The organism is Bradyrhizobium sediminis (assembly GCF_018736105.1).
Lineage (GTDB): Bacteria > Pseudomonadota > Alphaproteobacteria > Rhizobiales > Xanthobacteraceae > Bradyrhizobium.
This window is the reverse complement of the sequence record NZ_CP076135.1, coordinates 4882458-4906997: the sequence shown is the minus strand read 5'-3', so window position 1 is coordinate 4906997 and position 24540 is coordinate 4882458. Positions and strand designations below refer to the sequence as shown.

26 protein-coding genes are annotated in these 24540 nt (G+C 61.5%); 23 read left to right on the top strand and 3 right to left on the bottom strand.

Features of this window, described 5'->3' with window-relative positions:
* The first annotated feature begins 31 nt into the window (after positions 1 to 31).
* From urtB to ureG, 14 genes are all read left to right on the top strand, one after another.
* Positions 32 to 1645 (top strand): urea ABC transporter permease subunit UrtB, encoded by a 1614-nt coding sequence (gene urtB / locus KMZ68_RS23455; protein WP_215613493.1) that lies wholly within the window; start codon positions 32 to 34, stop codon positions 1643 to 1645.
* Positions 1642 to 2811: an urea ABC transporter permease subunit UrtC gene (urtC, locus tag KMZ68_RS23450; protein ID WP_215613492.1), complete on the top strand. Its 1170-nt coding sequence runs from the start codon at positions 1642 to 1644 to the stop codon at positions 2809 to 2811. Before urtB ends, urtC begins: the two co-directional genes overlap by 4 nt.
* Before the next feature lie 4 nt (positions 2812 to 2815).
* The gene (urtD, locus tag KMZ68_RS23445; RefSeq protein ID WP_215613491.1) at positions 2816 to 3577 is read left to right on the top strand and encodes an urea ABC transporter ATP-binding protein UrtD; all 762 of its coding nucleotides are present in this window, start codon (positions 2816 to 2818) and stop codon (positions 3575 to 3577) included.
* Positions 3578 to 3580: 3 nt separating this feature from the next.
* Positions 3581 to 4276, top strand: a complete 696-nt coding sequence (gene urtE / locus KMZ68_RS23440) for an urea ABC transporter ATP-binding subunit UrtE (RefSeq protein WP_215613490.1) — start codon at positions 3581 to 3583, stop codon at positions 4274 to 4276.
* A gap of 50 nt (positions 4277 to 4326) precedes the next feature.
* Positions 4327 to 5163 carry an urease accessory protein UreD gene (locus KMZ68_RS23435; RefSeq protein WP_215613489.1) on the top strand — a complete coding sequence of 279 codons (837 nt, stop codon included), beginning with the start codon at positions 4327 to 4329 and terminating at the stop codon, positions 5161 to 5163.
* A gap of 39 nt (positions 5164 to 5202) precedes the next feature.
* Positions 5203 to 5505 carry an urease subunit gamma gene (locus tag KMZ68_RS23430; RefSeq protein WP_065747476.1) on the top strand — a complete coding sequence of 101 codons (303 nt, stop codon included), beginning with the start codon at positions 5203 to 5205 and terminating at the stop codon, positions 5503 to 5505.
* A gap of 118 nt (positions 5506 to 5623) precedes the next feature.
* A complete protein-coding gene (locus KMZ68_RS23425; RefSeq protein WP_215613488.1) occupies positions 5624 to 5929 on the top strand; it encodes an urease subunit beta in 306 nt (101 codons plus the stop codon).
* A gap of 28 nt (positions 5930 to 5957) precedes the next feature.
* A complete protein-coding gene (gene ureC / locus KMZ68_RS23420; RefSeq protein WP_215613487.1) occupies positions 5958 to 7670 on the top strand; it encodes an urease subunit alpha in 1713 nt (570 codons plus the stop codon).
* A gap of 47 nt (positions 7671 to 7717) precedes the next feature.
* The gene (locus KMZ68_RS23415) at positions 7718 to 8017 is read left to right on the top strand and encodes a putative quinol monooxygenase (protein ID WP_215603688.1); all 300 of its coding nucleotides are present in this window, start codon (positions 7718 to 7720) and stop codon (positions 8015 to 8017) included.
* Positions 8018 to 8042: 25 nt separating this feature from the next.
* Positions 8043 to 8342: a putative quinol monooxygenase gene (locus tag KMZ68_RS23410; protein WP_215613486.1), complete on the top strand. Its 300-nt coding sequence runs from the start codon at positions 8043 to 8045 to the stop codon at positions 8340 to 8342.
* Between the two features lie 16 nt (positions 8343 to 8358).
* Positions 8359 to 8937, top strand: coding sequence for an urease accessory protein UreE (locus tag KMZ68_RS23405; RefSeq protein WP_215613485.1), 579 nt, complete (start codon positions 8359 to 8361; stop codon positions 8935 to 8937).
* Positions 8918 to 9655, top strand: coding sequence for an urease accessory protein UreF (locus KMZ68_RS23400; protein WP_215616449.1), 738 nt, complete (start codon positions 8918 to 8920; stop codon positions 9653 to 9655). Before KMZ68_RS23405 ends, KMZ68_RS23400 begins: the two co-directional genes overlap by 20 nt.
* Positions 9656 to 9666: 11 nt before the next feature.
* Entirely contained in the window at positions 9667 to 10068 is a 402-nt protein-coding gene (locus KMZ68_RS23395) for a hypothetical protein (protein WP_215613484.1), read from the top strand.
* A 78-nt stretch (positions 10069 to 10146) separates the two neighbouring features.
* Positions 10147 to 10809: an urease accessory protein UreG gene (ureG, locus tag KMZ68_RS23390; protein ID WP_215613483.1), complete on the top strand. Its 663-nt coding sequence runs from the start codon at positions 10147 to 10149 to the stop codon at positions 10807 to 10809.
* Between the two features lie 40 nt (positions 10810 to 10849).
* Here ureG and KMZ68_RS23385 read toward each other — a convergent pair whose 3' ends face one another.
* Positions 10850 to 11140: a hypothetical protein gene (locus KMZ68_RS23385; protein ID WP_215613482.1), complete on the bottom strand. Its 291-nt coding sequence runs from the start codon at positions 11138 to 11140 to the stop codon at positions 10850 to 10852.
* A gap of 23 nt (positions 11141 to 11163) precedes the next feature.
* On the opposite strand from KMZ68_RS23385, the gene KMZ68_RS23380 reads away from it, so the two are divergent.
* Positions 11164 to 12822, top strand: a complete 1659-nt coding sequence (locus tag KMZ68_RS23380; protein WP_215613481.1) for a CHASE domain-containing protein — start codon at positions 11164 to 11166, stop codon at positions 12820 to 12822.
* A 134-nt stretch (positions 12823 to 12956) separates the two neighbouring features.
* Here KMZ68_RS23380 and KMZ68_RS23375 read toward each other — a convergent pair whose 3' ends face one another.
* Together KMZ68_RS23375 and KMZ68_RS23370 are read right to left on the bottom strand one after the other, a co-directional pair.
* Positions 12957 to 13502 (bottom strand): sigma-70 family RNA polymerase sigma factor, encoded by a 546-nt coding sequence (locus KMZ68_RS23375; protein ID WP_215613480.1) that lies wholly within the window; start codon positions 13500 to 13502, stop codon positions 12957 to 12959.
* On the bottom strand, positions 13502 to 13747 hold the full coding sequence (locus tag KMZ68_RS23370; protein ID WP_215616448.1) for a NepR family anti-sigma factor: 246 nt from the start codon (positions 13745 to 13747) through the stop codon (positions 13502 to 13504). The genes KMZ68_RS23375 and KMZ68_RS23370 overlap by 1 nt, the downstream gene beginning before the upstream one ends.
* Before the next feature lie 235 nt (positions 13748 to 13982).
* Between KMZ68_RS23370 and KMZ68_RS23365 the strand changes: the two genes are divergently transcribed.
* The 8 genes from KMZ68_RS23365 to KMZ68_RS23330 all read left to right on the top strand — a co-directional run bounded on the left by KMZ68_RS23365 (position 13983) and on the right by KMZ68_RS23330 (position 24175).
* Positions 13983 to 14783, top strand: a complete 801-nt coding sequence (locus tag KMZ68_RS23365) for a response regulator (RefSeq protein WP_215613479.1) — start codon at positions 13983 to 13985, stop codon at positions 14781 to 14783.
* Between the two features lie 339 nt (positions 14784 to 15122).
* Complete coding sequence (locus tag KMZ68_RS23360; protein ID WP_215613478.1) at positions 15123 to 16340, top strand: tyrosine-type recombinase/integrase; 1218 nt, start codon at positions 15123 to 15125, stop codon at positions 16338 to 16340.
* A 557-nt stretch (positions 16341 to 16897) separates the two neighbouring features.
* Positions 16898 to 17812, top strand: coding sequence for a hypothetical protein (locus tag KMZ68_RS23355; RefSeq protein WP_215613477.1), 915 nt, complete (start codon positions 16898 to 16900; stop codon positions 17810 to 17812).
* A gap of 40 nt (positions 17813 to 17852) precedes the next feature.
* Positions 17853 to 18899, top strand: a complete 1047-nt coding sequence (locus KMZ68_RS23350) for a major capsid protein (RefSeq protein WP_215613476.1) — start codon at positions 17853 to 17855, stop codon at positions 18897 to 18899.
* 148 nt (positions 18900 to 19047) lie between these two features.
* Positions 19048 to 19332, top strand: coding sequence for a hypothetical protein (locus KMZ68_RS23345; RefSeq protein WP_215613475.1), 285 nt, complete (start codon positions 19048 to 19050; stop codon positions 19330 to 19332).
* Between the two features lie 266 nt (positions 19333 to 19598).
* On the top strand, positions 19599 to 20645 hold the full coding sequence (locus KMZ68_RS23340; protein ID WP_215613474.1) for a hypothetical protein: 1047 nt from the start codon (positions 19599 to 19601) through the stop codon (positions 20643 to 20645).
* Positions 20646 to 20721: 76 nt separating this feature from the next.
* On the top strand, positions 20722 to 22599 hold the full coding sequence (locus tag KMZ68_RS23335; protein WP_215613473.1) for a DNA primase family protein: 1878 nt from the start codon (positions 20722 to 20724) through the stop codon (positions 22597 to 22599).
* 568 nt (positions 22600 to 23167) lie between these two features.
* On the top strand, positions 23168 to 24175 hold the full coding sequence (locus KMZ68_RS23330) for a DUF2971 domain-containing protein (RefSeq protein WP_215613472.1): 1008 nt from the start codon (positions 23168 to 23170) through the stop codon (positions 24173 to 24175).
* Positions 24176 to 24540: the final 365 nt, after the last annotated feature.

The window sequence follows — 24540 nt, the reverse complement described above, 5'->3', positions numbered from 1 at the left end:
CCTTCTCCTCTACTCCTGCCGGGGTCGTCCAGTGTTAGCCAACTTTTTTGAGCGTTTTCGCGCGCTTGCCCTCTCGATCTTCCTGATCGCCGCCTTCGCGGTTCCGGCGCTCGCGGGCCCGTTCGAGGATGCGGTCGGCAAGTTCGCCAACGACGATTTTTCCGACACCAACGACGCGATCGGCGCGGTGGCGTCATCGGGCAATCCGCTCGCCTTTGCCATCATCAGCGCGCTGCAGGACGGCCGTCTGATGGCCGATCCCGACACCAGGAAAGTCTACGTCACCGAGCCCAGCGGCAAGATCGTCGATGCCGCCACCGCCGAACCGGTCGCGAGCCTGCCCGCGGCGGCCGCCGCCGTTCGCCTCAACAACCGCCTGCGCCGTGCCGTCGAAGCCGCATTGGGCGGACTGACCCTGCTGTCACCCGATCCCGCCAAGCGGATCCATGCCGCGCAGTCGGTATTCAAGACCCACGACGAAGCCATGCTTCCGCTGGTCGACGAGGCGCTGAAGAACGAAACCGTCAAGGCCGCCAGGCTGGCCTTTACCGAGGCGCGCGCCGCCATCCTGCTGTTCAAGCCCGACGCCACCGACGCTGAGAAACTGGAAGCCATCGCCGCCATCAAGGCGCGCGGCGACCAGGAGGCGATGGCGCTGCTGACCGGGCTGACCGGGGATCAGCCGGCTGCGATTGTCAGCGCTGCGGCGAACGCGACGGCGGCCATTCAGCGCAGCCTCGCGCTGTGGTCGATGGTGCAGAACGCCTGGTACGGCCTGTCGCTCGGCTCGGTGCTGCTGCTTGCGGCGATCGGGCTTGCCATCACCTTCGGGGTGATGGGCGTCATCAACATGGCCCATGGCGAGATGGTCATGATCGGGGCCTATGTCACCTTCGTGGTGCAGGAAACCATCCGCACCAGCTATCCCGGCCTGTTCGACTATTCGCTGCTGATGGCGGTACCGCTGGCCTTCATCGTCGCCGGCGCGATCGGCATCCTGATCGAGCGCAGCATCATCCGCTTCCTCTACGGCCGCCCGCTGGAGACGCTGCTTGCGACCTGGGGCCTGTCGCTGGTGCTGCAGCAGGCGGTGCGCACCATGTTCGGTCCGACCAACCGCGAGGTCGGCAATCCCTCCTGGATGAGCGGCGCGTTCGAGATCGGGCAGGTCACGATCACCTACAACCGGCTGTGGATCCTGTGCTTCACGCTGGCGGTGTTCGCCATCCTGCTCGCGATGCTGCGATACACGGCACTCGGCCTGGAGATGCGCGCGGTCACGCAGAACCGGCGCATGGCGGCCTCGATGGGGATCGCCACCTCGCGGGTCGACGCGCTGACCTTCGGCCTCGGCTCCGGCATTGCCGGGATCGCCGGCGTGGCGCTGTCGCAGATCGACAATGTCAGCCCGAACCTCGGCCAGAGCTACATCATCGATTCCTTCATGGTGGTGGTGTTCGGCGGCGTCGGTAATCTCTGGGGCACGCTGGTCGGCGCCTTCACGCTCGGCATCGCCAACAAGTTCCTCGAACCGGTGGCCGGCGCCGTGCTCGGCAAGATCGCCATCCTGGTGCTGATCATCCTGTTCATCCAGAAGCGCCCGCGCGGCCTGTTCGCGCTCAAGGGGCGGGCGGTGGAAGCATGATGCCGCATGTGCTCACGCGCTCGCTGGACCGCAGCGCGACGATCTTCCTCGCGGTAGTCGCCGCGGTCGGCGTGCTGATCCCGCTGTCGAACCTGCTGTTGCCGGCCGGCTCGATGTTCCAGGTGCCGACCTATCTGGTGGCGCTGTTCGGAAAATATGTCTGCTACGCCATCCTCGCGCTCGCGATCGACCTGATCTGGGGCTATTGCGGCATTCTCTCGCTCGGCCACGGCGCCTTCTTCGCGCTCGGCGGCTACGCGATGGGCATGTATCTGATGCGCCAGATCGGCAGCCGCGGCGTCTACGGCAATCCGATCCTGCCCGACTTCATGGTGTTCCTGAACTATCCGAAGCTGCCGTGGTACTGGCACGGCTTCGACATGTTCTGGTTCGCGGCGCTGATGGTCATCCTGGTGCCCGGCCTTCTGGCGTTCTGCTTCGGCTGGCTGGCGTTCCGTTCCCGCGTCACCGGCGTCTATCTCTCGATCATTACGCAGGCGATGACCTATGCGCTGCTGCTCGGATTCTTCCGCAACGATTTCGGTTTCGGCGGCAACAACGGCCTCACCGACTTCAAGGATATTCTCGGCTTCAACGTCCAGGCCGACGGCACCCGCGCGGCGCTGTTCCTGCTGAGCTGCCTCGCGCTGATGATTACCTTCCTGATCTGTCGGGCGGTGGTGACCTCCAAGCTCGGCAAGGTACTGATCGCGGTGCGCGACGCCGAATCCCGCACGCGATTCTTGGGCTACCGCGTCGAATCCTACAAGCTGTTCGTGTTCACGCTGTCGGCCTGCATGGCCGGCGTCGCCGGCGCGCTCTATGTGCCGCAGGTCGGCATCATCAACCCAAGTGAATTCGCGCCGGGCAACTCGATTGAAGCCGTGATCTGGGTCGCCGTCGGCGGCCGCGGCACCCTGGTCGGCGCGGCGCTCGGCGCCGTCGTCGTCAACTATGCCAAGACCTTCTTCACCTCGGGCGCGCTGGCGCCGTACTGGCTGTTCATGCTGGGTGCGCTGTTCATCCTGGTGACGCTGCTGCTGCCGAAGGGGATCGTCGGCACCTTCAACGCCTGGTGGGAGCCGTGGAAGGCGCAGCGCCTCACGGCCAGTGCCGAGAGTGCGGCGCGCGAAGACGGCGTCAGCGAACCGAACCCGGCGGAGTGAGCGCATGAACGCCATGGAAACCCGTGCCACCTCCGCGCTGCTCTATCTCGACGGCGTGCACGTCTCGTTCGACGGCTTCCACGCCATCAACAACCTGTCGCTGACGCTGGAGCCGGGCGAGATGCGCGCCATCATCGGCCCCAACGGCGCCGGCAAGACCACGATGATGGACATCATCACCGGCAAGACCAAGCCGGACGAGGGCGAGGTGCTGTTCGACGGCGTCACCGATTTGACCCGGCTCGACGAAACCCGGATCGCCGAACTCGGCATCGGCCGCAAATTCCAGAAGCCGACGGTGTTCGAGAGCCAGACCATCCAGGATAATCTCCTGCTGGCGCTCAATGTCGATCACAGCGTCAAGGGCACGCTGTTCTGGCGCGAAACCAGATCCGAATCCGAGCGCATCGAGCGCGTGCTGGAAACCATCCGCCTGACCGACGCGCGCAACCGGCTGGCGGGCAGCCTGTCGCACGGGCAGAAGCAGTGGCTCGAGATCGGCATGCTGCTGGCGCAGGATCCGAAGCTGCTGCTGGTCGACGAACCGGTCGCGGGAATGACCGACGTCGAAACCCATCAGACCGCCGAACTGCTGAAGGAGATCAACAAGGACAAGACCATCATGGTCGTCGAACACGACATGACCTTCGTCCGCGAACTCGGCGTCAAGGTGACCTGCCTGCACGAAGGTTCGGTGCTGGCGGAGGGGGCCATCGATCAGGTTTCCGCGAACGAACGCGTGATCGAAGTGTATCTGGGGCGCTGAATCATGCTGAACGTCGACAACATCAGCCTCTATTACGGCGCGGCGCAGGCCCTGCGCGGCGTTTCACTCAAGGCCGAGCCCGGCAAGGTGATGTGCGTGCTCGGGCGCAACGGCGTCGGCAAGACCTCGCTGTTGCGGGCGCTGGTCGGCCAATACCCGATCGCCTCGGGATCGATCAGCTTCGACGGCGCCGATATCACCGGCCTCAAGCCCTATGAGCGGGCGCGCAAGGGCATCGGCTTCGTGCCGCAGGGCCGCGAGATATTTCCGCTGTTGACGGTCGAGGAAAACCTCAAGACCGGGTTCGGGCCCTTGAAGCGCGACGACCGCAACATCCCCGACGACGTGTTCTCGCTGTTTCCGGTGCTGCAAACGATGCTGGGGCGCCGCGGCGGCGACCTCTCCGGCGGCCAGCAGCAGCAGCTCGCGATCGGGCGGGCGCTGGTGATGCGGCCGAAACTGCTGCTGCTCGACGAGCCAACCGAGGGCATCCAGCCCTCGATCATCAAGGACATCGGGCGGGCGATCTCGTACCTGCGCAGTCTCGGCAATATCGCGATCGTGCTGGTCGAACAATATCTCGACTTTGCCTGCGAGCTCGGCGACAGTTTCGCCGTGATGGACCGGGGTGCCGTGAAATACGCCTGCGATCGCAGCGCCATGGATCCCGCCGAAATCAGCCGCCAGATGGCGCTGTAGACAGATATTTTGACGCGGCCGGCCATGGTCGCGAGAAGATCCGGGGACGGATGCGGACCGATACCACCAGCGCGACGTCAGCGATCTTTGCGGCCAACCGGGCGCAAGGAGCCGTGACGTTCGACGTGCAGCAGGTCGAGGGCGCCACCCGCCGCCGCCAGCTTCATGAATCGGGTTCCCTGCGAGTGCGTTTCCCGTCGCCGGAGGCGGAGGGCCTCTCGGCGGTATTCGTCAACACCGCCGGCGGCATTGCCGGCGGCGACCGTTTCGACATCGATATCGCGGCCGGCGAGGGATCGCGTCTAGCAGTGACGACGGCGGCCGCCGAAAAAATCTACCGGGCGCAGGGACCGGCCGCAGAGGTCAATATTGCGCTGAAGGCGGCCGCGGGGGCGCATCTCGCCTGGTTGCCGCAGGAGACCATTCTGTTCGACCGGGCGCGGGTATCGCGCCGCATCGACATCGATCTGGCCGAAGGCGCCTCGCTTCTGCTCTGCGAAATCGTGGTGTTCGGCCGCACCGCGATGGGCGAGCGGATGCGATCAGGCGAATTCGTCGACCGCTGGCGGATGCGGCGCGGCGGCCGGCTGGTGTTTGCGGAAAACATCCGCCTCGATGGTGACATCGGCGAGAAGCTGGCCCGGCCCGCGGTGGCCAACGGCGGCGTCGCCATCGGCACCGCGCTGATCGTGCCGGGCGACGAGGCGCTGGTGGAGCGTATTCGCGGGCTTTCCGATTCGTTCGGCAGCGAGATCGGCATCTCCTGCTGGAACGGATTTGCAATGGCTCGCTTCTGTGGCCAAGATGCGGCCCGGCTGCGCGCCGACATGATGGCGGTGCTCGGCCGCGCCAGTGGCGTGGGGCTGCCGCGGCTGTGGCTCAACTAGGTCAGATCGAAATTATCCGGAAATCATCAGAGTGCTCGCATGAATCTCTCCCCCCGCGAAAAGGACAAGCTGCTGATCTCGATGGCGGCGATGGTGGCGCGGCGCCGGCTGGAGCGCGGCGTCAAGCTCAACCATCCCGAGGCGGTCGCGATCATTTCCGATTTCATCGTCGAGGGCGCGCGCGACGGCCGCACCGTCGCCGAACTGATGCAGGCCGGCGCCCAGGTAATCACCCGTGCGCAGTGCATGGATGGGATCGCCGAGATGATCCACGACATCCAGGTCGAAGCCACGTTTCCCGACGGGACAAAACTCGTCACCGTGCATGAACCGATACGATGAAAACAGGCCGTCATTCCGGGGCGGCGCAAAGCGCCGAACCCGGAATCCAGAGGTAATTGGAACGAGATTCCGGGTTCGCGTCTGCGACGCGCCCCGGAATGACTGAGAAAGGCGCAAGATGATCCCCGGCGAACTCTTCATCCAGGACGGCGAGATCGAACTCAATGCCGGCCGCAAGACCGTGACGCTCACTGTCGCCAATAGCGGCGACCGTCCGATCCAGGTCGGCTCGCACTATCATTTCTTTGAGACCAATCCGGCGCTGAAATTCGACCGCAAACGCGCCCGCGGCATGCGGCTCGATATCGCCGCCGGCACCGCCGTCCGCTTCGAGCCGGGCCAGACCCGTGACGTGCAGCTGGTGGCTCTCGCTGGCAAACGCGTCATCTACGGCTTCCGCGGCGACGTGATGGGCAAGCTGTGAACATGCGGGAAGCGGGAGAAACGCAATCATGTCCGTAAAAATCAAGCGTTCCGTCTATGCCGACATGTTCGGGCCGACCACCGGCGACCGGGTGCGGCTGGCCGACACCGATCTCATCATCGAGGTCGAGAGGGACTTCACCGTCTATGGCGAGGAGGTGAAGTTCGGCGGCGGCAAGGTGATCCGCGACGGCATGGGGCAGTCGCAAGCTTCCAACAAGCAGGGCGCGGCCGACACCGTCATCACCAATGCGCTGATCGTCGACCATTGGGGCATCGTGAAGGCCGACGTCGCGATCAAGGAAGGCTACATCAGCGCCATCGGCAAGGCCGGCAATCCCGACATCCAGCCCGGCGTCACCATCGTGATCGGCCCCGGCACCGATATCATCGCGGGCGAGGGCAAGATCCTCACGGCCGGCGGCTTCGACAGCCACATCCATTTCATCTGCCCGCAGCAGATCGAGCATGCATTGATGTCCGGCGTCACCTCGATGCTGGGCGGCGGCACCGGCCCCTCGCACGGCACCTTTGCCACCACCTGCACGCCCGGCCCATGGCACATGGCGCGGATGATCCAGTCGTTCGATGCGTTCCCGGTCAATCTCGGCATTTCCGGCAAGGGCAACGCCTCGCGGCCGGCGGCGCTGGTCGAGATGATCAAGGCCGGCGCCTGTGCGCTGAAACTGCACGAGGATTGGGGCACCACGCCCGCCGCTATCAATAATTGCCTCAGCGTCGCCGACGACTACGACGTCCAGGTCATGATCCATTCCGACACGCTGAACGAATCCGGTTTCGTCGAGGACACGGTGAAGGCGTTCAAGGGCCGCACCATCCACGCCTTCCACACCGAAGGCGCCGGCGGCGGCCACGCGCCTGACATCATCAAGATCGCGGGCTTGAAGAACGTGCTGCCGTCCTCGACCAACCCGACGCGGCCGTTCACCCGCAACACCATTGACGAGCATCTGGACATGCTGATGGTATGCCATCATCTCGATCCCTCGATCGCCGAAGATCTCGCCTTTGCCGAAAGCCGGATCCGCAAAGAGACCATTGCGGCGGAAGACATCCTGCACGATCTCGGCGCGCTCTCGATGATGTCGTCGGATTCGCAGGCCATGGGCCGGCTCGGCGAGGTCATCATCCGCACCTGGCAGACCGCCGACAAGATGAAGAAGCAGCGCGGCTCGCTGCCGCAGGACAAGGGCAACAACGACAATTTCCGCGTCAAGCGCTACATCGCCAAATACACCATCAACCCCGCGATCGCGCACGGCGTCTCCGGGCTGATCGGCTCGGTGGAAAAGGGCAAGCTCGCCGATCTCGTGCTGTGGTCGCCGGCTTTCTTCGGCGTCAAGCCGGATTGCATCATCAAGGGCGGCTCGATCGTGGCAGCCCCGATGGGCGATCCCAACGCGTCGATCCCGACGCCGCAGCCCGTGCACTACCAGCCGATGTTCGCCGCCTTCGGCAAGTCGCTGACGGCGTCCTCGGTGGTGTTCTCCTCCAAGGCCGCGGTGGCCGCGGGGCTGGCGAAGAAGCTCGGCATCGACAAGAAACTCTATGCGGTTGAAAATACCCGCGGCGGCATCTCCAAGAAGAGCATGATCCATAATTCCGCCACGCCGAAAATCGAGGTCGATCCCGAGACCTATGAGGTGCGCGCCGATGGCGAATTGCTGACCTGCGCCCCGGCCGAGGTGCTGCCCATGGCGCAGCGCTATTTCATGTTCTAAGGTCCCTCCCGGTACTTCAAGCCAGAACAAAAGACCGGGAGGATCTCGTGATTTACGTCGTTGCCACACTGACCGTGAAGCCTGAAACGCGCGCCGAATTCATTGCCGCCGCCACTGCCTGCATCAAGGAAACCCGAAAAGAGGCCGGCAATATTGCTTATGACTTGCATGAGAGCGTCACCGATCCGGCCAAGATGGTGTTCGTCGAGCAGTGGGAAAACGCCGAGGCGCTGGTGCCGCACCGCGGCGCCGAGCATATGAAGACCTTCGGCCGCGTCGCGGTGAAATGCTTCGCCGCGCCGCCGAAGATCGAAGTCATCACGCCCGAAAAAGTCGACGTTCGCTGAGCGGGAAGAAACCGGAGATCCATCGATGATCTATGTCGTCGCCACTTCGCAGGTGAAGCCGGAATGCCGGGACGCCTTCATCAAGGGCGCCAAGGAATGCATCGCCGCCACCCGCCAGGAGAAGGGCTGCATTTCCTATGAAAACCACACCAGCATCCACGACCCCAATCTGTTCGTGGTGGTCGAGCGCTGGGAAACCCGCGAGGATCTCAACGCCCATGGCAAGGCACCGCACATGAAGGTGTGGCGGGAATATTCCGCGCCGCTCAAGGTGTCGCCGACCGTGATCGAGATCATCAGCGACGGCAAGGTCGAGAAGTTCTAAGGGAAGGCATGTTCGTATGATCCGCGCCACCGAAGTCCGGGGACAGCATCGCTGGACGGAAGCGCCGGCCGATGCCGTGGTGCTCGATTTCGACGATCGGCACCGGCGGCGGATGGCGATGACCGGCACGCGCGGGCTGGAATTCCTGCTCGATCTCGAAACCGCCGTTGCGCTGCGCGGCGGCGACGCGCTGGTGCTCGAGGACGGCCGCCTGGTCGAGGTGGTCGCCGCTCCCGAGCCGCTGGCCGAGATCCGCTGCAACGATCCGCACCATCTGGTTCGGGTCGCCTGGCATCTCGGCAACCGCCATTTGCCGACCCAGATCACGCCCAAGGGCCTGCGCATCCGAAGGGACCACGTCATCGAGGCGATGGTGAAGGGGTTGGGCGCGCGGGTGATCGAGATCGAGGCGCCGTTCGATCCCGAAGGCGGCGCCTATGCGGATTCCGGCCACGCTCATGCGCCGGAGGTCCACGATCATTCATCGCACGATCATGGCCACCATCATCATGGTGAACACGATCATCATCACCATGACGAGCACTGCGATCACGACCACCACCATGGTCATTCCCATGCTCATGACCACAAATAAGCCGCCGCCGGTCGACGACCGGGACGGCATGCCGGAAGCCGAAGCCGCGGCGCTGTACCGGCTGATGACCTGGCTGTCGCCGGCCTTTCCGGTCGGCGCGTTTTCCTATTCCAGCGGCATCGAATGGGCGGTGGAAGCCGGCGATGTCGCCGATGCCGCCTCGTTGCGGGACTGGCTCGCCTCGATGCTCGCGGACGGCAGCGGCTTCTGCGACGGCGTGGTGCTGGCCCACGCCCACCGCGCCGCCGCATCGGGCGACGATGCAGCCTTGTGCGACATCGCGGAACTCGCCGCCGCCTTGGTGCCCTCGCGCGAGCGCCAGCTCGAAACCTCGGCGCAGGGCCGCGCCTTCATCGACATCGCGCGCGCGGCCTGGCCTTGCGAGGGGCTCGATCAGATGATCGCGGCCTGCGGCGGCGCGATCGTCTATCCGGTCGCGGTCGGGCTCGTCAGCGCAGCGCATGCGATGCCGCTAGCCCCCACCTTGCACGCGTTCTTTCACGCACTGGCGTCGAACTGGATTTCCGCAGGCGCGCGGCTGATTCCGCTCGGGCAGACCGACAGCCAGCGCGTGCTGGCGCAGCTCGAGCCGGTCGTCGTCGCCACCGCCAAACGGGCGACGGCCGCGGCGCTCGACGATCTCGGCAGCGCGACCTTCCGCGCCGATCTCGCCTCGATGCGGCACGAAACGCAGTATACGAGGTTGTTCCGGTCATGAGGGCTGCCGCCATGCATTGGGTTACGCGGGTCGTCTGGGGGCTGGCAGGGTTGGTCGCCCTCGCGGCCGCGCCGGCATTGGCGGGCGGCAGTCTCGGCCTTGACGAGGTTTTGAAGGCGGTCGCAACCGCGCCGAAACTGGTGGCGGAAATCCAGGCCGAGCTCGGCAAGAACAATCTTGCGCCCGGCGAAGTCGTCTGCGGCGGCGCGCGCCACGGCAACCACTGGAAATATCTCGGCGGCGGCCGCGCCGCGCCTTACGAATGCGCGATCGGCAAGCGCACGCTGGAGATCGGGGCCGACCGCACCTATTTCGACGCCCGCGGCAAGTCGCTTGGCGATCTCGAAAAGGCCGATCCGCAGCGCGCCAAAACTTTCCGGGAAGACAATTTCCGCTGGAGCTGGACGCCGTGACGGCTATTCAGATGAAGGTATCCATCAATGTGTCGTCCCCGCGTTCGCAGGGACGACGGAACGGAAAGAGCAACTGACATGTCGAAATCTCACGGCCCGCTTCGCATCGGCATCGGCGGCCCGGTCGGCTCCGGCAAGACCGCGCTGATGGACCTGCTCTGCAAAGCCATGCGCGAGCGCTACGACATCGCCGCCATCACCAACGACATCTACACCAAATGGGATGCGGAATTCCTGGTGCGCTCGGGGTCGCTGACGCCGGACCGCATCGCCGGCGTCGAGACCGGCGGCTGCCCGCATACCGCGATCCGCGAGGACGCCTCGATGAACCTGGCCGCGGTCGCCGACATGCGCGCCAAATTTCCCGATCTCGACCTGGTGCTGATCGAATCCGGCGGCGACAATCTCGCCGCCACCTTCTCGCCCGAGCTCGCCGATCTCACCATCTACGTCATCGACGTCGCCGCCGGCGACAAGATCCCTTCCAAGGGCGGGCCCGGCATCACCCGTTCCGACCTGCTGGTGATCAACAAGATCGACCTCGCCCCGCATGTCGGCGCCTCGCTGGAGAAGATGGACACCGATGCGAAGCGGATGCGCGGCGCGCGACCCTTCGTCATGACCAACCTGAAAAAGCGCGAAGGCCTCGACCGCATCATCGGTTTCATCGAAGCCAAGGGCGGCCTCGAGCCGGCGGCCAGGGCCAGGGACAAGGCAAGGGAAAAGGCCAAGGCGGGCTGAACGGATTCGTTAACCCTTGTGGCGAGCCAGCCGGGCATCGTCAGTCCGGGCTCGCGCTGCGCGCGCCCCGGAATGACGCCTTCGCGGTTGCTCCTTGTGCGACGTGGCAGAAAACCTTTGCCCCTCGCCGGAACCAAATCGCTTCGCTGCGGTTAGCTTTCTCTAGCCTCGCCGTAACGACAATCCACGGCAGGCACTTGTTAGTGCTACTCTCCAGCCGCAGTTGCGCGCCGATGATCGCTGCTTCATTATCCCAACGGTTGGCACTCATTCTATTGCGGTTCGTCGCCGTGCCGGCGGCCGCGAGATGTTTGATCTGTTTTTTCGCCAACGCCTCTTCCTCTGAGTAAGCGAGTGGTTCGGCTCGGATTCATCATCGGCTTCATCGCATTGATCGGGGCTCTGCTCTCCGGGCTTGCGGCTTATCGCGTCCACGATCAGGAGCTGATCGTGGACGGCATCGCGATGGCGCGCGCCATCGACGTTCACGCCAGCCTGGTCCAGGACCGCCTGACCGAGCGTGAACTGCTCGCCCGCGTCGCCTCCGGCCTGTTCCGCGCCCCCTCGGTGATCAAGGCCAACATGCTGCAGCCGCTGCGGGCCTCGATATACGCTTTCAAGACCGATTTCGTGGTCGCAAGCTGGATTGCGCGGTTGCAGCCGGGCGAACTCGAGGCGGCGCGCAAGGAGCTGGCGGGCGAGAAGTTTCCCAATCCCTCGATCCGGAATTTCGACGACAAGCCGCTGGACCGGCAGTCGCTCGACGGGCCGGTCGATGTGCTGATGGACGCCGAACCCCGCAACGCGGCGACGGTGGCCTTTCCGGGCCGGTCGTTCAGCCAGCATCCGGTTCTCGGGCCGATGTTCGCCCGCGCCATGACGGCGGGCAAGCCGGTGGCGTCCGATCCGATGCCGCTGTTGCGCTCCGACGGGCCGGTCGGCGTTGTGCTTGCCGCGCCGGTTCTGCCTGACGGCGCCGCCCAGCCGGCGGGCTTCGTGACCTTTTCCTACGAGCTGGCGCCGCTTATGCTGGCCAACGACGATCTGTCGCTGTTCTCGGTGGCGCTGAAGGACCCCAACAGCGCCGATCAGGAACTGGTCGCGACCGATCGCGATCACGTCGGCTCCAGGATCGTGGCGCCGGACGCGCCGCCGCCGTCGATGGTGCGGACGGTGAGCTTCGGTGACCGCGACTGGTCGCTCGCCTATTACGCCAAGAACAACGCGATGATGCGCGCCCGGCAGACCGCCGCCATCGTGGCGGCGATCGGGCTTGCGCTGACCGGCATCGTCTGCGGGCTGTTCGGCTACGTCGCCTACAACAATCTGCGGCTCAGCCGCGAAATCCAGGTGCGCATTGGCTTCGAACGGCGGCTTACCGCTGTCATCGACGAGCTCAATCACCGCGTCAAGAACATCCTGGCGGTGATCCAGTCGATCGTGACGCGCACGCTGCGCCACGGCGCCGACATCGACGTCGCCCGCGATCTCCTGATCGGCCGCATCCATGCGATGTCGAACGTGGTGACGTTGTTGAGCGAAAGCCAGTGGCAGGGTGTCAAGCTGAGGGGGCTGTTCGAGGCGCGCGCGATTCCCCACGCTGATCGCATCGCGGTTTCCGGTCCCGATATCGCGGTGAGCGCGCGGGCGGCGCAGAGCCTGTCGCTGCTGTTCTTCGAACTGGCGTCGCATTCCGACGAGGGGCTGTCGCTGGTCGGCAAGCACCCGCACATCACGGCGCATTGGGAAGTGACCGGGGAAGAACCCGACATGACGTTTCAATTCCGCTGGGAAGAGTTCAACACCAGTGCCGCGACCCGCCGCGAGGATTCCGACTTCGGCCTGATCCTGCTCGACCGCGTCGCGCCCGAAGCGCTCGGCGGCACCGCGAAGCGGTACTTCACCGACGTCAGCTACGTCTACGAGCTCACCGCCCCGATGGAGACCGTCGTCGACATGACCGAGCGCGACCGCACCGAACAATTTTCCGCCCCGGTGAGGCCGATGCGGTAGGTTTCGTTATTTATTTCGTCATGGCCGGGCTTGTCCCGGCCATCCACGTCTTCTGCTCTGGTGGCAAGCAAGAACGTGGATACCCGGCACAAGGCCGGGCATGACGATATTTTTCGAGCCGATGGAGCAAACGCCTACCCCCCGCCGCCGATCACGGCGCGCACCGTTTCATCGGGGCCGAAGTCGTCGGCGCCGTCGACATAGAGCAGGGCGGAGAGCTTGGTGCGTGCGCGGTTGACGCGGCTCTTGATGGTGCCGACCGCGCAGCCGCAGATCGCGGCGGCGTCCTCATAGGAGAAGCCGGAGGCGCCGACCAGGATCAGCGCTTCGCGCTGGTCCTGCGGCAGCTTGTCGAGCGCGGCGCGGAACTCCTCGAATTCCAGATGCGCGCCTTGCGCCGGCTGGGTCTTCAGCGTCTTGGCGTAATTGCCCTCGGCATCTTCCACCTCGCGCCGCCGCTTGCGGTAGTCGGAGCGGAACAGGTTGCGCAGGATCGTGAACAGCCACGCCGGCAGGTTGGAGCCGGGCTGGAACGAGTCGATATTGGCGAGCGCGCGCAGCAGCGTCTCCTGCACCAGGTCATCGGCGCGGTCGCCATTGCCGCTGAGCGAGATCGCGAATGCGCGCAAGGATGGAACCGACGCCAGGATGTCGTCGCGGAGCGAATCTGTGAGAGGCATTAGTCCCTCCCGTCATTCTTGATTGCCGGAGCTGCCGGCGCGCCCGTGGGTCCCATTTGGGGATCGGAAGAGGGAACATCAAGCTTGCGGATCAGTTCCGCGAAGCGGTCCGGCACGCCCTGCCGGACCACGTCGTCGTACATCGCCCGGAGTTGATGCCCGATTCGTGACTGAATCTCGGCGTTGAGGCGGCCCGGCTTGCCGGGAGCGGGCATCTTGCCGGCTAGAGGTTTTACGTCTTTCATGACCTGTTCCACGCTTCCCCGAGAGCTAAGCCCATGTAATCTCAATTATTCTTCATTGGATTGAAGTCCTTGCTGCAACTTCCGAAGATGCTAATTCGAACTGCGCCGGAAAGTTCCAGCAGATGCCGGAACTTTTCTCGGGTTCGCGCGTAGTCCCGCGCAATTGGGAAACCGGGGCATCCCGACAGGATGCCTGACCCATAAAGTTTTGACCTCGAGACAGGACGGAGTGGGGATGTCGCGATCACAGCTCGTTGCCGAACATCTACCGTTGTTGCGGCGCTATGCCCGTGCGCTGACGGGAAATCAGGCCTCCGGCGACGCCTATGTCGGGGCCATGCTGGAGGCGCTGCTGCAGGATCCGTCGCTGCTCGACGAGCGGTACGGGCCGCGCGCCGGGCTGTTCCAGTTGTTCACGAAAATCTGGAATTCGGTCTCGCTCAACGAGGATCCCGACGTGACGGCTCTGCCGCTGCCGTCGGAGCGCCGCCTTTCCAACATCACTCCATTGCCGCGCCAGGCCTTCCTGCTGTTGTCGCTGGAGGGATTCTCCGAGGAGGAGGTGGCCTTCATTCTCGGCACCGACGTCGGCGAGACCCGCAGGCTCGCGGATGCCGCCGGCCGCGAAATGGCCGCGGAAATTGCGACCGACGTACTGATCATCGAGGACGAGACCTTCATCGCGATGGACCTCGAAAGTCTGGTCAGAAATCTCGGCCACCACGTGCTCGGCGTCGCCCGCACCCACAGCGACGCCGTTGCGCTCGCCAAGAACCAGAAGCCCGGCCTGATCCTGGCCGACATTCAGTTGGCCGACGGCTCATCCGGCCTCGACGCCGTCAACGAGCTGCTGCGGACCTTCGAGGTCCCGGTGGTGTTCATCACCGCCTATCCCGAGCGCTTCCTGACCGGCGAACGCCCCGAGCCCGCGTTCCTGATCTCGAAACCGTTCCAGCCTGCGATGGTCTCCGCCGTCGCCAGCCAGGCGCTGTTCTTCCAGCGCAACTCGCGCAACCGGACGCCGAGGGTGGCGTGAGGCTGATCGCGAAGTGATTGCCTTGAAATGAGTTCGGCGCGCCTTGAGGGCGCGCCGTTTTTTGCGGCCAGCAAATGAAGGCACGCAACTGGCCTTTCGATTTCGGATAGCTTTTCGATTTCAGATAAGAGCAGGGCGCGGCTGGCATCACCACGTCTGCGCAAGACTCCACCGGGCTCCACCGAACTCCACCAACCCTTGATTTATGCCCGTTTTTAGCGGTTAACTTTGATCGAAACTCCGCTGCGCTCCGTCTTGCTTTCTCACGATCCAGCGCGAAAGTAGGGACGAAAGTAGGGACGCGATTGGTGCCAGCCGCGCCCTGTGTGGGAGATCAAGGTGGCGAAGAAGCTGACCGCGCTTACGGTGAAGAGCAACCGGCTTGCACCGGGCCGATACGGCGACGGCGGCGGGCTCTATTTGCTGGTCCGCGACGGCGGCGCGCGTTCATGGGTTTTCAGGTATCGGGAGCGCGGCACGGGCAAACAACGTGACACCGGGCTTGGTTCGGCCGGGTCCGGTGGCGTGAGCCTTGACGACGCGCGGGAACGCGCTGGCGAGCTTCGCGCGGGGTTGCGTAGGGGTGTTGACCCGGCGGCGACGAAGAGAGCGGAACGCGCGGCCGGTGATGGCACCTTCGGCACGTTCGCGGATGCACTTTTGGAATCGATCAAGCCCGGCTTCAAGAACAAGTCCAGCGGCGTGGATTGGAAGCGGGACATTGAAGTGCGGTGCGCGTCGCTTCGGCCCAAGCGATGCAAGGACATCAGCACGGATGACGTGTTGGGCGTCCTGAAGCCCCTGTGGCTCACCAAGAGCCGCACGGCGCGGGAAACCCGTGGTCGGATTGAACGCATCCTAGACGCCGCCAAAGCCAAGGGGCTGCGCTCCGGCGAAAACCCCGCGCGCTGGAAAGGCCATCTGAAGGAGCTATTGCCAGCGACGAAGCGGAAGAAGCGCCACCACCCGGCCGCGCCCTACAAGGACGTGCCCCGGATCGTGCGGGCTCTCCGGGAGAAGCACGCCGGGGCGGATACGGCCGTGAACCTAGCCGCCGAATACGTGATCCTAACGGCCGTGCGGACGGGGGAAGGCCGGTTCATGAAGGTGTCCGAAATCGATTTTAAAGCCCGTCTGTGGACCATCCCGGCCGCTCGCATGAAGCTCCCGAAGGACCACGAAGTGCCGCTGTGTGCCCGCGCCGTCGCGATCCTGAAGGCCGTTATTCCGAAGGACGCCAAGCCGGATGATTGGGTGTTCGCCGGGCTCAAACCGGGCCAGCCGCTCGGAATGAACGCCGTCCTCCACGCGCTCAAAGCCGTCTATCCCGGCATCACCACGCACGGGTGCCGGTCCAGTTTCAGGGACTGGGCTGGCGACGAAACCAGCACTCCGCGCGACATCGCGGAAATGGCGCTGGCCCATGCGGTCGGGGACGAGGTGGAGCAAGCATACCGGCGCGGGACTGCATTGGAGAAGCGGCGGCACCTTATGGAAGCGTGGGGACGCTACGTGGACGGCGGGTCCAAGCTGCTCCGGATCGTCCGCGCGGGTTGAGCTTCGTACGACGCACCGCTGAGCTTCGTTACTGGAATCGGATTCCCATTCCGGGCCACCGTTGAAACTCAACAATTTGTTGTTTTGAGTTTCGACATTGCCTTCTAATTCGGAAAGTACCCGAACCGCACATTTCGCGGTTGAAGAACTAGAGCCCGCGCTACAAAGCGCGGAACGCGGCGACGACTCCCCGCTTCGCTCACTAATGCAGCGCTACGCACCACCGGGCTATGAAGAGCGCTTAGAAGCTGCGCTTCGTCGAAGGTCCACAGGCCCGGCTTCGACACGAACGCAGCAATTGGCCGACGCGGTTCTTGAGCACAGGCGGCTTACAGACAGCGGGATGAAAGACGCTGACGCATGCGATGTTGTCTGCCAACGGTATAACATCAGGAAGCGATCCATTCTCGACAACGCGCTTAGCAAGAACCGCAACGACGTAAACGCTGAGCTTCGCCAGCGGGGAGTGATCTACTAAATTTAGTAATCCGGTGGTGACCTGAAGCTGGAGGTGTGAATATTAGACGGCGAACGACACATTTCCGGAGTTCGCCAACATGATTTCCCCAGAAGCCGCCGCCGCCATTCTTGATCGCCTCTCATTCGAAGATGAAGAGCTTACGGCGGCAAGCCGTTTGCACGCCGCACAGCGGCAAGCCACCAACCGCGAAGAGGCCGAAGCGCTGGCAGAACGTGCCCGGCTGGCGGACGCTGATCGCCAAGGCACTCTAGTTCATGAAACGCGCGGACGTGATCAGCACGGTAACGCGACGCTGGATCGCACGCGCGACGAAAAGCGATTGAAGGCGGCCGATGCCCGCATAGACTCAATTCGGCGGAAGAAGGAATTGCTCGGCGCCGCCTTACAAACGCCGCGCCTCACCGCCGCACGGGCCAAGACGGAACTAGCGAAATACGCAAATTTGGAGCCGGTGGAGCGGCCTTCGCTTCCGCTGGGCAAGAACGAACGGGCCGTAGACGCTTTGCCCCGCTTCCGGCAGGCATCACTTGGCATTATCGAAGAGATCACCGCGAGGGAAAAAGCGGCGCGTACCTTCGAAGAAGTTGAACGGCAGGCTCATGCGGAGATTGATCGGATCGCTAATCGCGGATTACCGAAAACACTTCGGATGTTCGCGAACGCCAACGTTGGTATTGATTGGCCGGTCCACGAAATCAACGGCCCTAGCTTTCATAAAGTGCCTGACGGAATTGCGCTCGTTGCGTTCCTTCTGCGCGACAAGCTGAAGGCTGAGATTTCGGCCCTGTTGAAGATCAATGCGCGCGCATTTCCGGACGCAATGACGGCCGAAGAGAAGGCCGCCCGGCTCGCGGAGCTTCAAGCCAAGCGGGATGCAGCCGAAAGGATCGAAGCCGCGTGCGTGGAGCGGATCATTGCCGAAGGCGGCACTGCATATCACCGTCCCGATATTTCCATTCTTGCAGTGATGTCACTGCGCGCCACCGTTTGACAGTTTCAACACCTATTCATTCAGCAAAGGATTTTGAGTCATGGACAATTTCACCGATCTTTTCAGCGGCGACGCGTTCACAATGCAGTCGCTTTCCGCTGCCATCAACGAAGTGGATCATATCCCCGGCCGTGCGGGCCAGCTTGTGTTTGCCAGTCAGGACGTTCTCAAGCCGGTCAACACCCTTTCTGTGGTGATCGAGCGCGTCGGCGAAGACCTGAAGCTGATTCAGACAACGGCACGGGGCGCACCGGCCGAAAAACTCCTTGGCGACAAACGGTCGATGATCAGTCTGGACATCCCGCATATCCAGCTTGAAGACACGATCTATGCCGACTCGGTGCAGAACGTTCGCCAGTTCGGAACGTCCAACCAACTGACCACGGTGGAGAGCGCAGTCAACAAGAGCCTGACGAAGATCGCGCACCGGCTGGACTTCACGCTTGAGCATCACCGCCTTGGTGCGGTTCTCGGCGTTATTCGCGATGCTGATGGGAGCGTGTTGACCGACATCTACAGCGCGTTCGGCTATCTCAATTCGCTTGGCTTTGCGGCACCGGAGCCGTTCAACTTCGACCTTAACAACCCGGCGGTTGATGTGCGGCTCAAGGCTCAAGACGTGACTCGCTACATGCGCCGCCACGCGAAGACCATCCTGCCGCGTGATGCGCTTCCGTGGGCATTCTGCGGCGACAACTTCTTCGATAAGCTGATTTCTCATGCCGACGTGAAGGACGCATATCGCGGCAGCGACAATGCCGCTGCGGTTTTGGGCGGCAACTACGCGTTCGGCGTTTTCGAGCACGGCGGCATCGTGTGGGAGAACTATCAGGGCAGTGACGACAACAGCACGATAGCTGTTGATCCAAACGAGTGCCGGTTCTTCTTCGCCAACGCGCCAGAACTTTATTCGGAGTCCTACGCACCGGCCGATTACATCGAAACGGTGAACACTCCCGGACTTCCGCGCTATGCAAAGATTGCGGTTGATCCGAAGTTCCAAAAATTTGTGGAACTGGAAGCGCAGACGAATCCGCTTCCGTTGTGCTTGCGCCCGGCAACGTTGTGCAAAGGAACGATCAGCTAATCGAATCGTCCATGATCGCCGGAATCCTTGCGGCTTAGAAGTTCAACGCCTGGATTCCCTCCTTCGATCACGGACGCCACTGGCCGGGATGTTGTTTCTTCTCCGTCAACATCCCGGCCTTTCATTTCAAAACCAAAGAGGATTGACGATGAAGGCCATTTCATTTGCCGTTGGCGGGGGAGCTTGCAGCCCCAACCGAATCACACTCACGGCGCGTGAGTTCGCAGCGCTGCGGGGTCCGGACGCGCTGAAAGCGTTCCTCCGCGCTACTGCGGGCGTGTCCGATGTCGCCGACGTTCCGGAAGTTGATCGTTTCCGCGTCAACGCCGCGATGCGCGCGGAGCTAAACGAGGCTGAAGCATCGACTCCGCCGCACGCCAAGGCGCTGGCGCGCATCGGTGCCAAGGCGTTCGCCAAGATGGTCCGGCCATGAAACGGCGAAGTGATCGATTGATTGGATTTCCAGCCGTCGCGCGGAAACTCCGCAAAAGCCTTGCATACACCTATTGGCTATCATGCATGGACCCGGCGTTTCCGCCCGTAGAAAAACAAGAGGGGACGCGCAAGCTGTTCGCGTCGCATGCAGTTGATTACTACCGTACGAATGTTCGCGAGCGGTGGTATCGGACCCGACTGCACTAGGGGAGCTTCGTTACTGGAGAACGGAGTTGATTCAATTCAATAGTATGAAATCAATAAATGGCGGTAGCGTTTGGAGTGACGACAATGGGAATGGCGATAAAAATGCGGACGGTGAGGCCAACAGTTGCGTTGAAACGTCCGGCACCGTTCGGCGCGGGTCGTGTTTGGAAGGCTATCGATTGCAAATGGCGCGAGTTTAGCGGCGGACGCGAACATATCATTCCGCTTGCAACCGGGATGGAAGTCCCCGCCAAACCGGAGTCCGTCAAATATTTCTATGCCATGCAAAAGCAAGTGGAATCTGTCGCAAAATATTACGCGATGACCGGTCAGACATTGTCACAGTTTTACGTCTACAAGGGTGAAGTGGCCATCGGCGATGGTTTTTTCCATCGTGACGTTACATTGGATGATGTGCCGTATTTCTTTACCAAGTTGAAGGCACAAGGTTTGGATGGTTACCTTCACTGTGATTTCTACTCTGAAGAAGACCACAAGTGGAATATTCCGAATCTCATGTCCGGCCTTCTTCTCCATTTCGATACTGAGGACGCGCGGCTGATCCCCGCCGTAGCCCAATCATTCGACCTGAATTTCAGGCATTGGGAACGTGACGTCGATGGATCGCTGATCGGAAATCCCATGCGTCAGTATTTGTCGCTCCGATTGGGCGAAACCATGCCGCAGCACTTCGCCACGATGTTTTACGCCAAGCGCGCGATGTACGCGAAGGTCTTGGCAACGGGTTTCCGCCCGGAAGTGTTCCGAATTTACAACGTACGAAACAAAATGAAGGAGCCAACTCCAATTTGGGAAATACGTTCGGACAATCGCTATTGGATCGTCGGGGAAATCGTCGATGGCGAAGACGGCGTTGGGGGCTATTACACCGAAGCGGATGGAGTCTTCGATTACACACCGTCCGCCACAACCCTAGCGCACTTGGCGTGCCGTCTTGCGGCGCAAGGGCGCTGGATGGCCTTAGTCCCGCACGAACGCGATAATGTCAGCCCGGACACACTGCGCTTGATATCGTCCCGCACCGATGATTTTGAGATTTCCGGTTGGGAAGTGTGGATCAATCCAACGATTGCCGCCCGTTGAAGTGCGGTCTTTGACAGTGATTCGAGAATGAGCCCGGCCACCGCGTCAACGGTGCCGGGCCAAAGGAGTCGAAGCAGTGTCAGACGCGCAATCTAATCGGAACGAAATCGAAATCCAAGTAACAAAGGTCAGTGTTGTCGAAGCGCCGGACGCGGATTTGGAGTTCTTTTCGGAACCCGAGTCCGGCCCCGTGCCCAAGCACGGTTGGGACAACGCAATAGACATCGCGGAGTTCAAGCGCCGTTGTCAGGACGCCGCGCACTTTCCGCTTCCCAACGCTACGGGGCTGGCGTTCTTCTATCAACTCTCCCATGATGCCCGCGATCTTGGCATCAGCGAGCGGACGGCCCTTGATTTGATGGACCGCTACTGCACAAGCCAAATCTCCAAGGCGTCGGTCTCTCTGGAATGCCATCGCGCGTACCGGGCCGCAATGAGCGTCCCCGGTGTGTTGAGCCGCGCGGGCCGCGCCAATGCGAACGCCGTTGCCGCCTTGGTGTCATCGGATGATGACAATCCTTGGACGAATGCCGATGACGGCGGCGACGAAGCGCCGCGCGTATGGCCCAAGCCGTTGACATACCAGGGCAAGGACAACGCCAGCAAATGCGCTGAAGGCTTTCTTGCCGAACGTCCTGACAAGCTGCTTTCGTCTGATGGTGTACTTTACACGTTGGAAGGCAACCGCGTCTGGCGACGGCTTGATGACAACGAATTGGCCGCAGAGATTCGGGCAACGGACCCGACGACGATTCTTGACGTCGGCAAAATCTATCAGATGGTCAACGCGATTCACCTTGTGCGCTTCACAAAAGCGCGGCCGTTTGAGTGGATCGATAGGCCGGAAGGCGCTCCGGACGCGAACGATCTGATTCTAACATCAAATGGAATCTTGAACCTGAAAACGGGTGAGCTTATCCCACACTCCGGGCGCTACTTCGCTACGGGGCTTCCCGATTGGAAGTACGAACTTGAAGCGGAATGTCCGCTTTGGCTAGAGAAGCTTGGGGAATGGCTGCACCCATCGTTCCATGCAACGCTACAGGAATTTTTCGGCTACATGCTCACCGCAGACACTTCGATTGAAGTGCTCTTGGCTATGATCGGCGCGAAGCGTGGCGGCAAGGGTACCATCACGCGCATCATGCAAGCGTTGGTCGGCAAGGAGCACCACGCTTCAGTGATGTTGAACGATTTGGCCGGTGACTTTGGACTCGCCGGACTAATCGACAAGCGCGCGATCTTTATTCCGGACGCGCACGACGCGGACCTGTCGCGCCGTTCGGCTGCAATCGAGCGTATCAAGAGCATCACCGGCAACGACGAAGTGAGCGTGAATCGCAAGAATCAATCCATGCTCTCTCTGAAGGTCCCGGCCAAAATCGTCTTGGTTGCAAACAAGCATCCCAAATTCCTAGACGAGTCCGGCGCGCTGGCCGATCGTGAATTGGTGTTGGTGTTCGAGTCCTCCTTCGCGAAGGTCAAGGACACGGAGCTAGGCGGCAAGCTGAAGGCCGAACTGAGCGGCATCGCGAATTGGGCCATCGAAGGCTTGCGCCGGTTGCGGGCGAATAGCAACAAGTTCGCCATCGGGGAGCGCGGGCGCAAGGCGCAACGCGAGCTTGCGGAGTCTCAGAGCCCGGCGCTGCGGTTCGCTAACGAATCCTTGATCGTGACGGGCGACAAAGCTGACTTCATCCCGGACGATGTGCTGTTCCCGGTCTATGAACATTGGGCGCGTTCTATTGAGGGCATGAGCGCACGGGAGACGCGAAACAAATCAGACTTCAAGAACGACCTGATGGCGGCGCTGACCGAACGCGGTGTGCGATACACTCAAAGGCGTCGGCGGCTGGATGGGGCGCTTGCGGAATGGAAGCACGGTGAGGGTGTGAAGACGCGCGGGTTTGCCGGTGTGAAGCTCAGGGCCGAATGGACCACGGCCGAAGACTGATAGCGTCACAAGGTGTCACAAGGTGTCACAACAGCCCTTGTGCCGATTAGTGCTTTGATTTCATTGCGAAATAGGTCGATTCTGGCCACTGTCACAGCGTCACAGCGTTTCCACCTAGCTCCGGGAGAATCCTTGTAGCTACATCTGCGGCAGCGCATGTGATGATACGGACTATAGCGCGATGCTCTATCTAGTTTAGTGCTGTGACGTTGTGACAGTCTATAAAATCAGGAGAATATATACTGAAATCAAAAGCCTAGGCGTCCCTAAGGATGCTGTGACACTTCGGGGACACGTGTGACACTTGGTATCGCATCGTCGCCGAACCTCACTCACCCATCGAAATATTTCCGCTGATAAGAAATAGCGTCGTCTGATTCTCGAAATTCAAAATATATTTTCAAAGCAACGGGTCCCTCCACGCCAAAAAAGCAATGCGGGCAAAACGGAGGCGCGGGACTCGATCAGCAAAATTGAAAATATTTTCAGGCTACCTGTAACCTAAGAACAAGGTGGGAGGCAGCGAATCGCTGTAAGTTTGCTTCCCGAAAAATGTCTAGGACATGCGATGTCGGACCAAAATTCAACCCCGCCGTTGAACGATCAACAGGTGGTCGCGCTGTTCAATCCGCTCTTTGGAGGGCTCGAAAAAACGCACACCAATGACAGCGTGCGACCTCTACTGGCGCACTACACGTCGATACGGGTGATGGAGAACATACTTCAGTCGAGCGAGATATGGTTCTCCAACCCGCTCTTTATGAACGACCTTCAAGAGATGCGCTTCGGCTTGAACGAAGGAACAAGATTCTTTTCAAACGTCGAACACCTTAAAAAAGCCGGTGGGAATGATGCGCGTGCCGACATTCTTCAGCGCGCCTATTTTCATTACTTTAATCACTTCGATGAACAGCAAGCGTTTGACACGTATATTTTCTGCCTGACTGAACATGCACCGGATAACAATGACGGTTTGCTCTCGATGTGGCGTGGCTACGGCCAGCATGGCAACGGGGCCGCGCTCGTTTTCGATTCTTCGAAGATAACCGTGGTACCGGAGTCCCCGCTTCTATTCGCGAAAGTATCGTATGTAACCGATGCTCAACGAGTAGGACAGGTGCAAGGGATTTTAGAGAATTGGATTGAGCTTACGCTAAAGCTCGACCTGCCTCCCGACAGATTGCATCTCGCATCCTATGTCGCGTTCACCCTAATAAAATCCCACGCTCTTGTGACAAAGCATGCAGGATTTTCAGAAGAGAACGAGTGGCGAGTCATCTATGTACCGGAGCGCGACGCCAAGGGTGTCTTGAAACAATTTCTCAAGTATCACATCGGCGAACGTGGCGTTGAACCGAAGCTCAAGTACACAATCGGACACATGCCGGGGGTGAGTGCTAATGACCTCGCGCTTGAAGGAATCTTAGAGCGCATCATTCTTGGACCTAGTCATTCATCACCATTGGCCAAGCGGAGCGTGGAACGTTTGCTCGACAACATAGGCAAGTCTCATTTCAAAACGCTGTTGAGGGCATCGGGTATTCCGTTGCGACCAAATTCAGGAAGTTCATTTTAGAGTCTTCTCATCCGTTCCCTGTTGCGAAGCTTCGTACAAGACAGAGCACCCGCGCGCCGGGGTATCCCGATTGGAGAATTTCAACGATGGGGAACGGACATGGCCGGGCTACCTGATAGGTTGCAGTTAGACGCCCGTTTTGGCTGACACCAGCAGACGAGGAACAAAGTCCTAGTGTGCGGGGTCCGAAACGATGGAAAACCCAAGAAGAATCGCAAGCAGGAGGGGTTGAAGTCGCCCGCCCCCTTACTATCTTGTTAAGAACGTTGTGCAATTTGGCGCGGGCATGAGAAACATTCGCCCCCTAGGCCCTTGCCATGAAACATAATTGGCTGCATAAGGTTATCATTGAGCACGCACGAGCA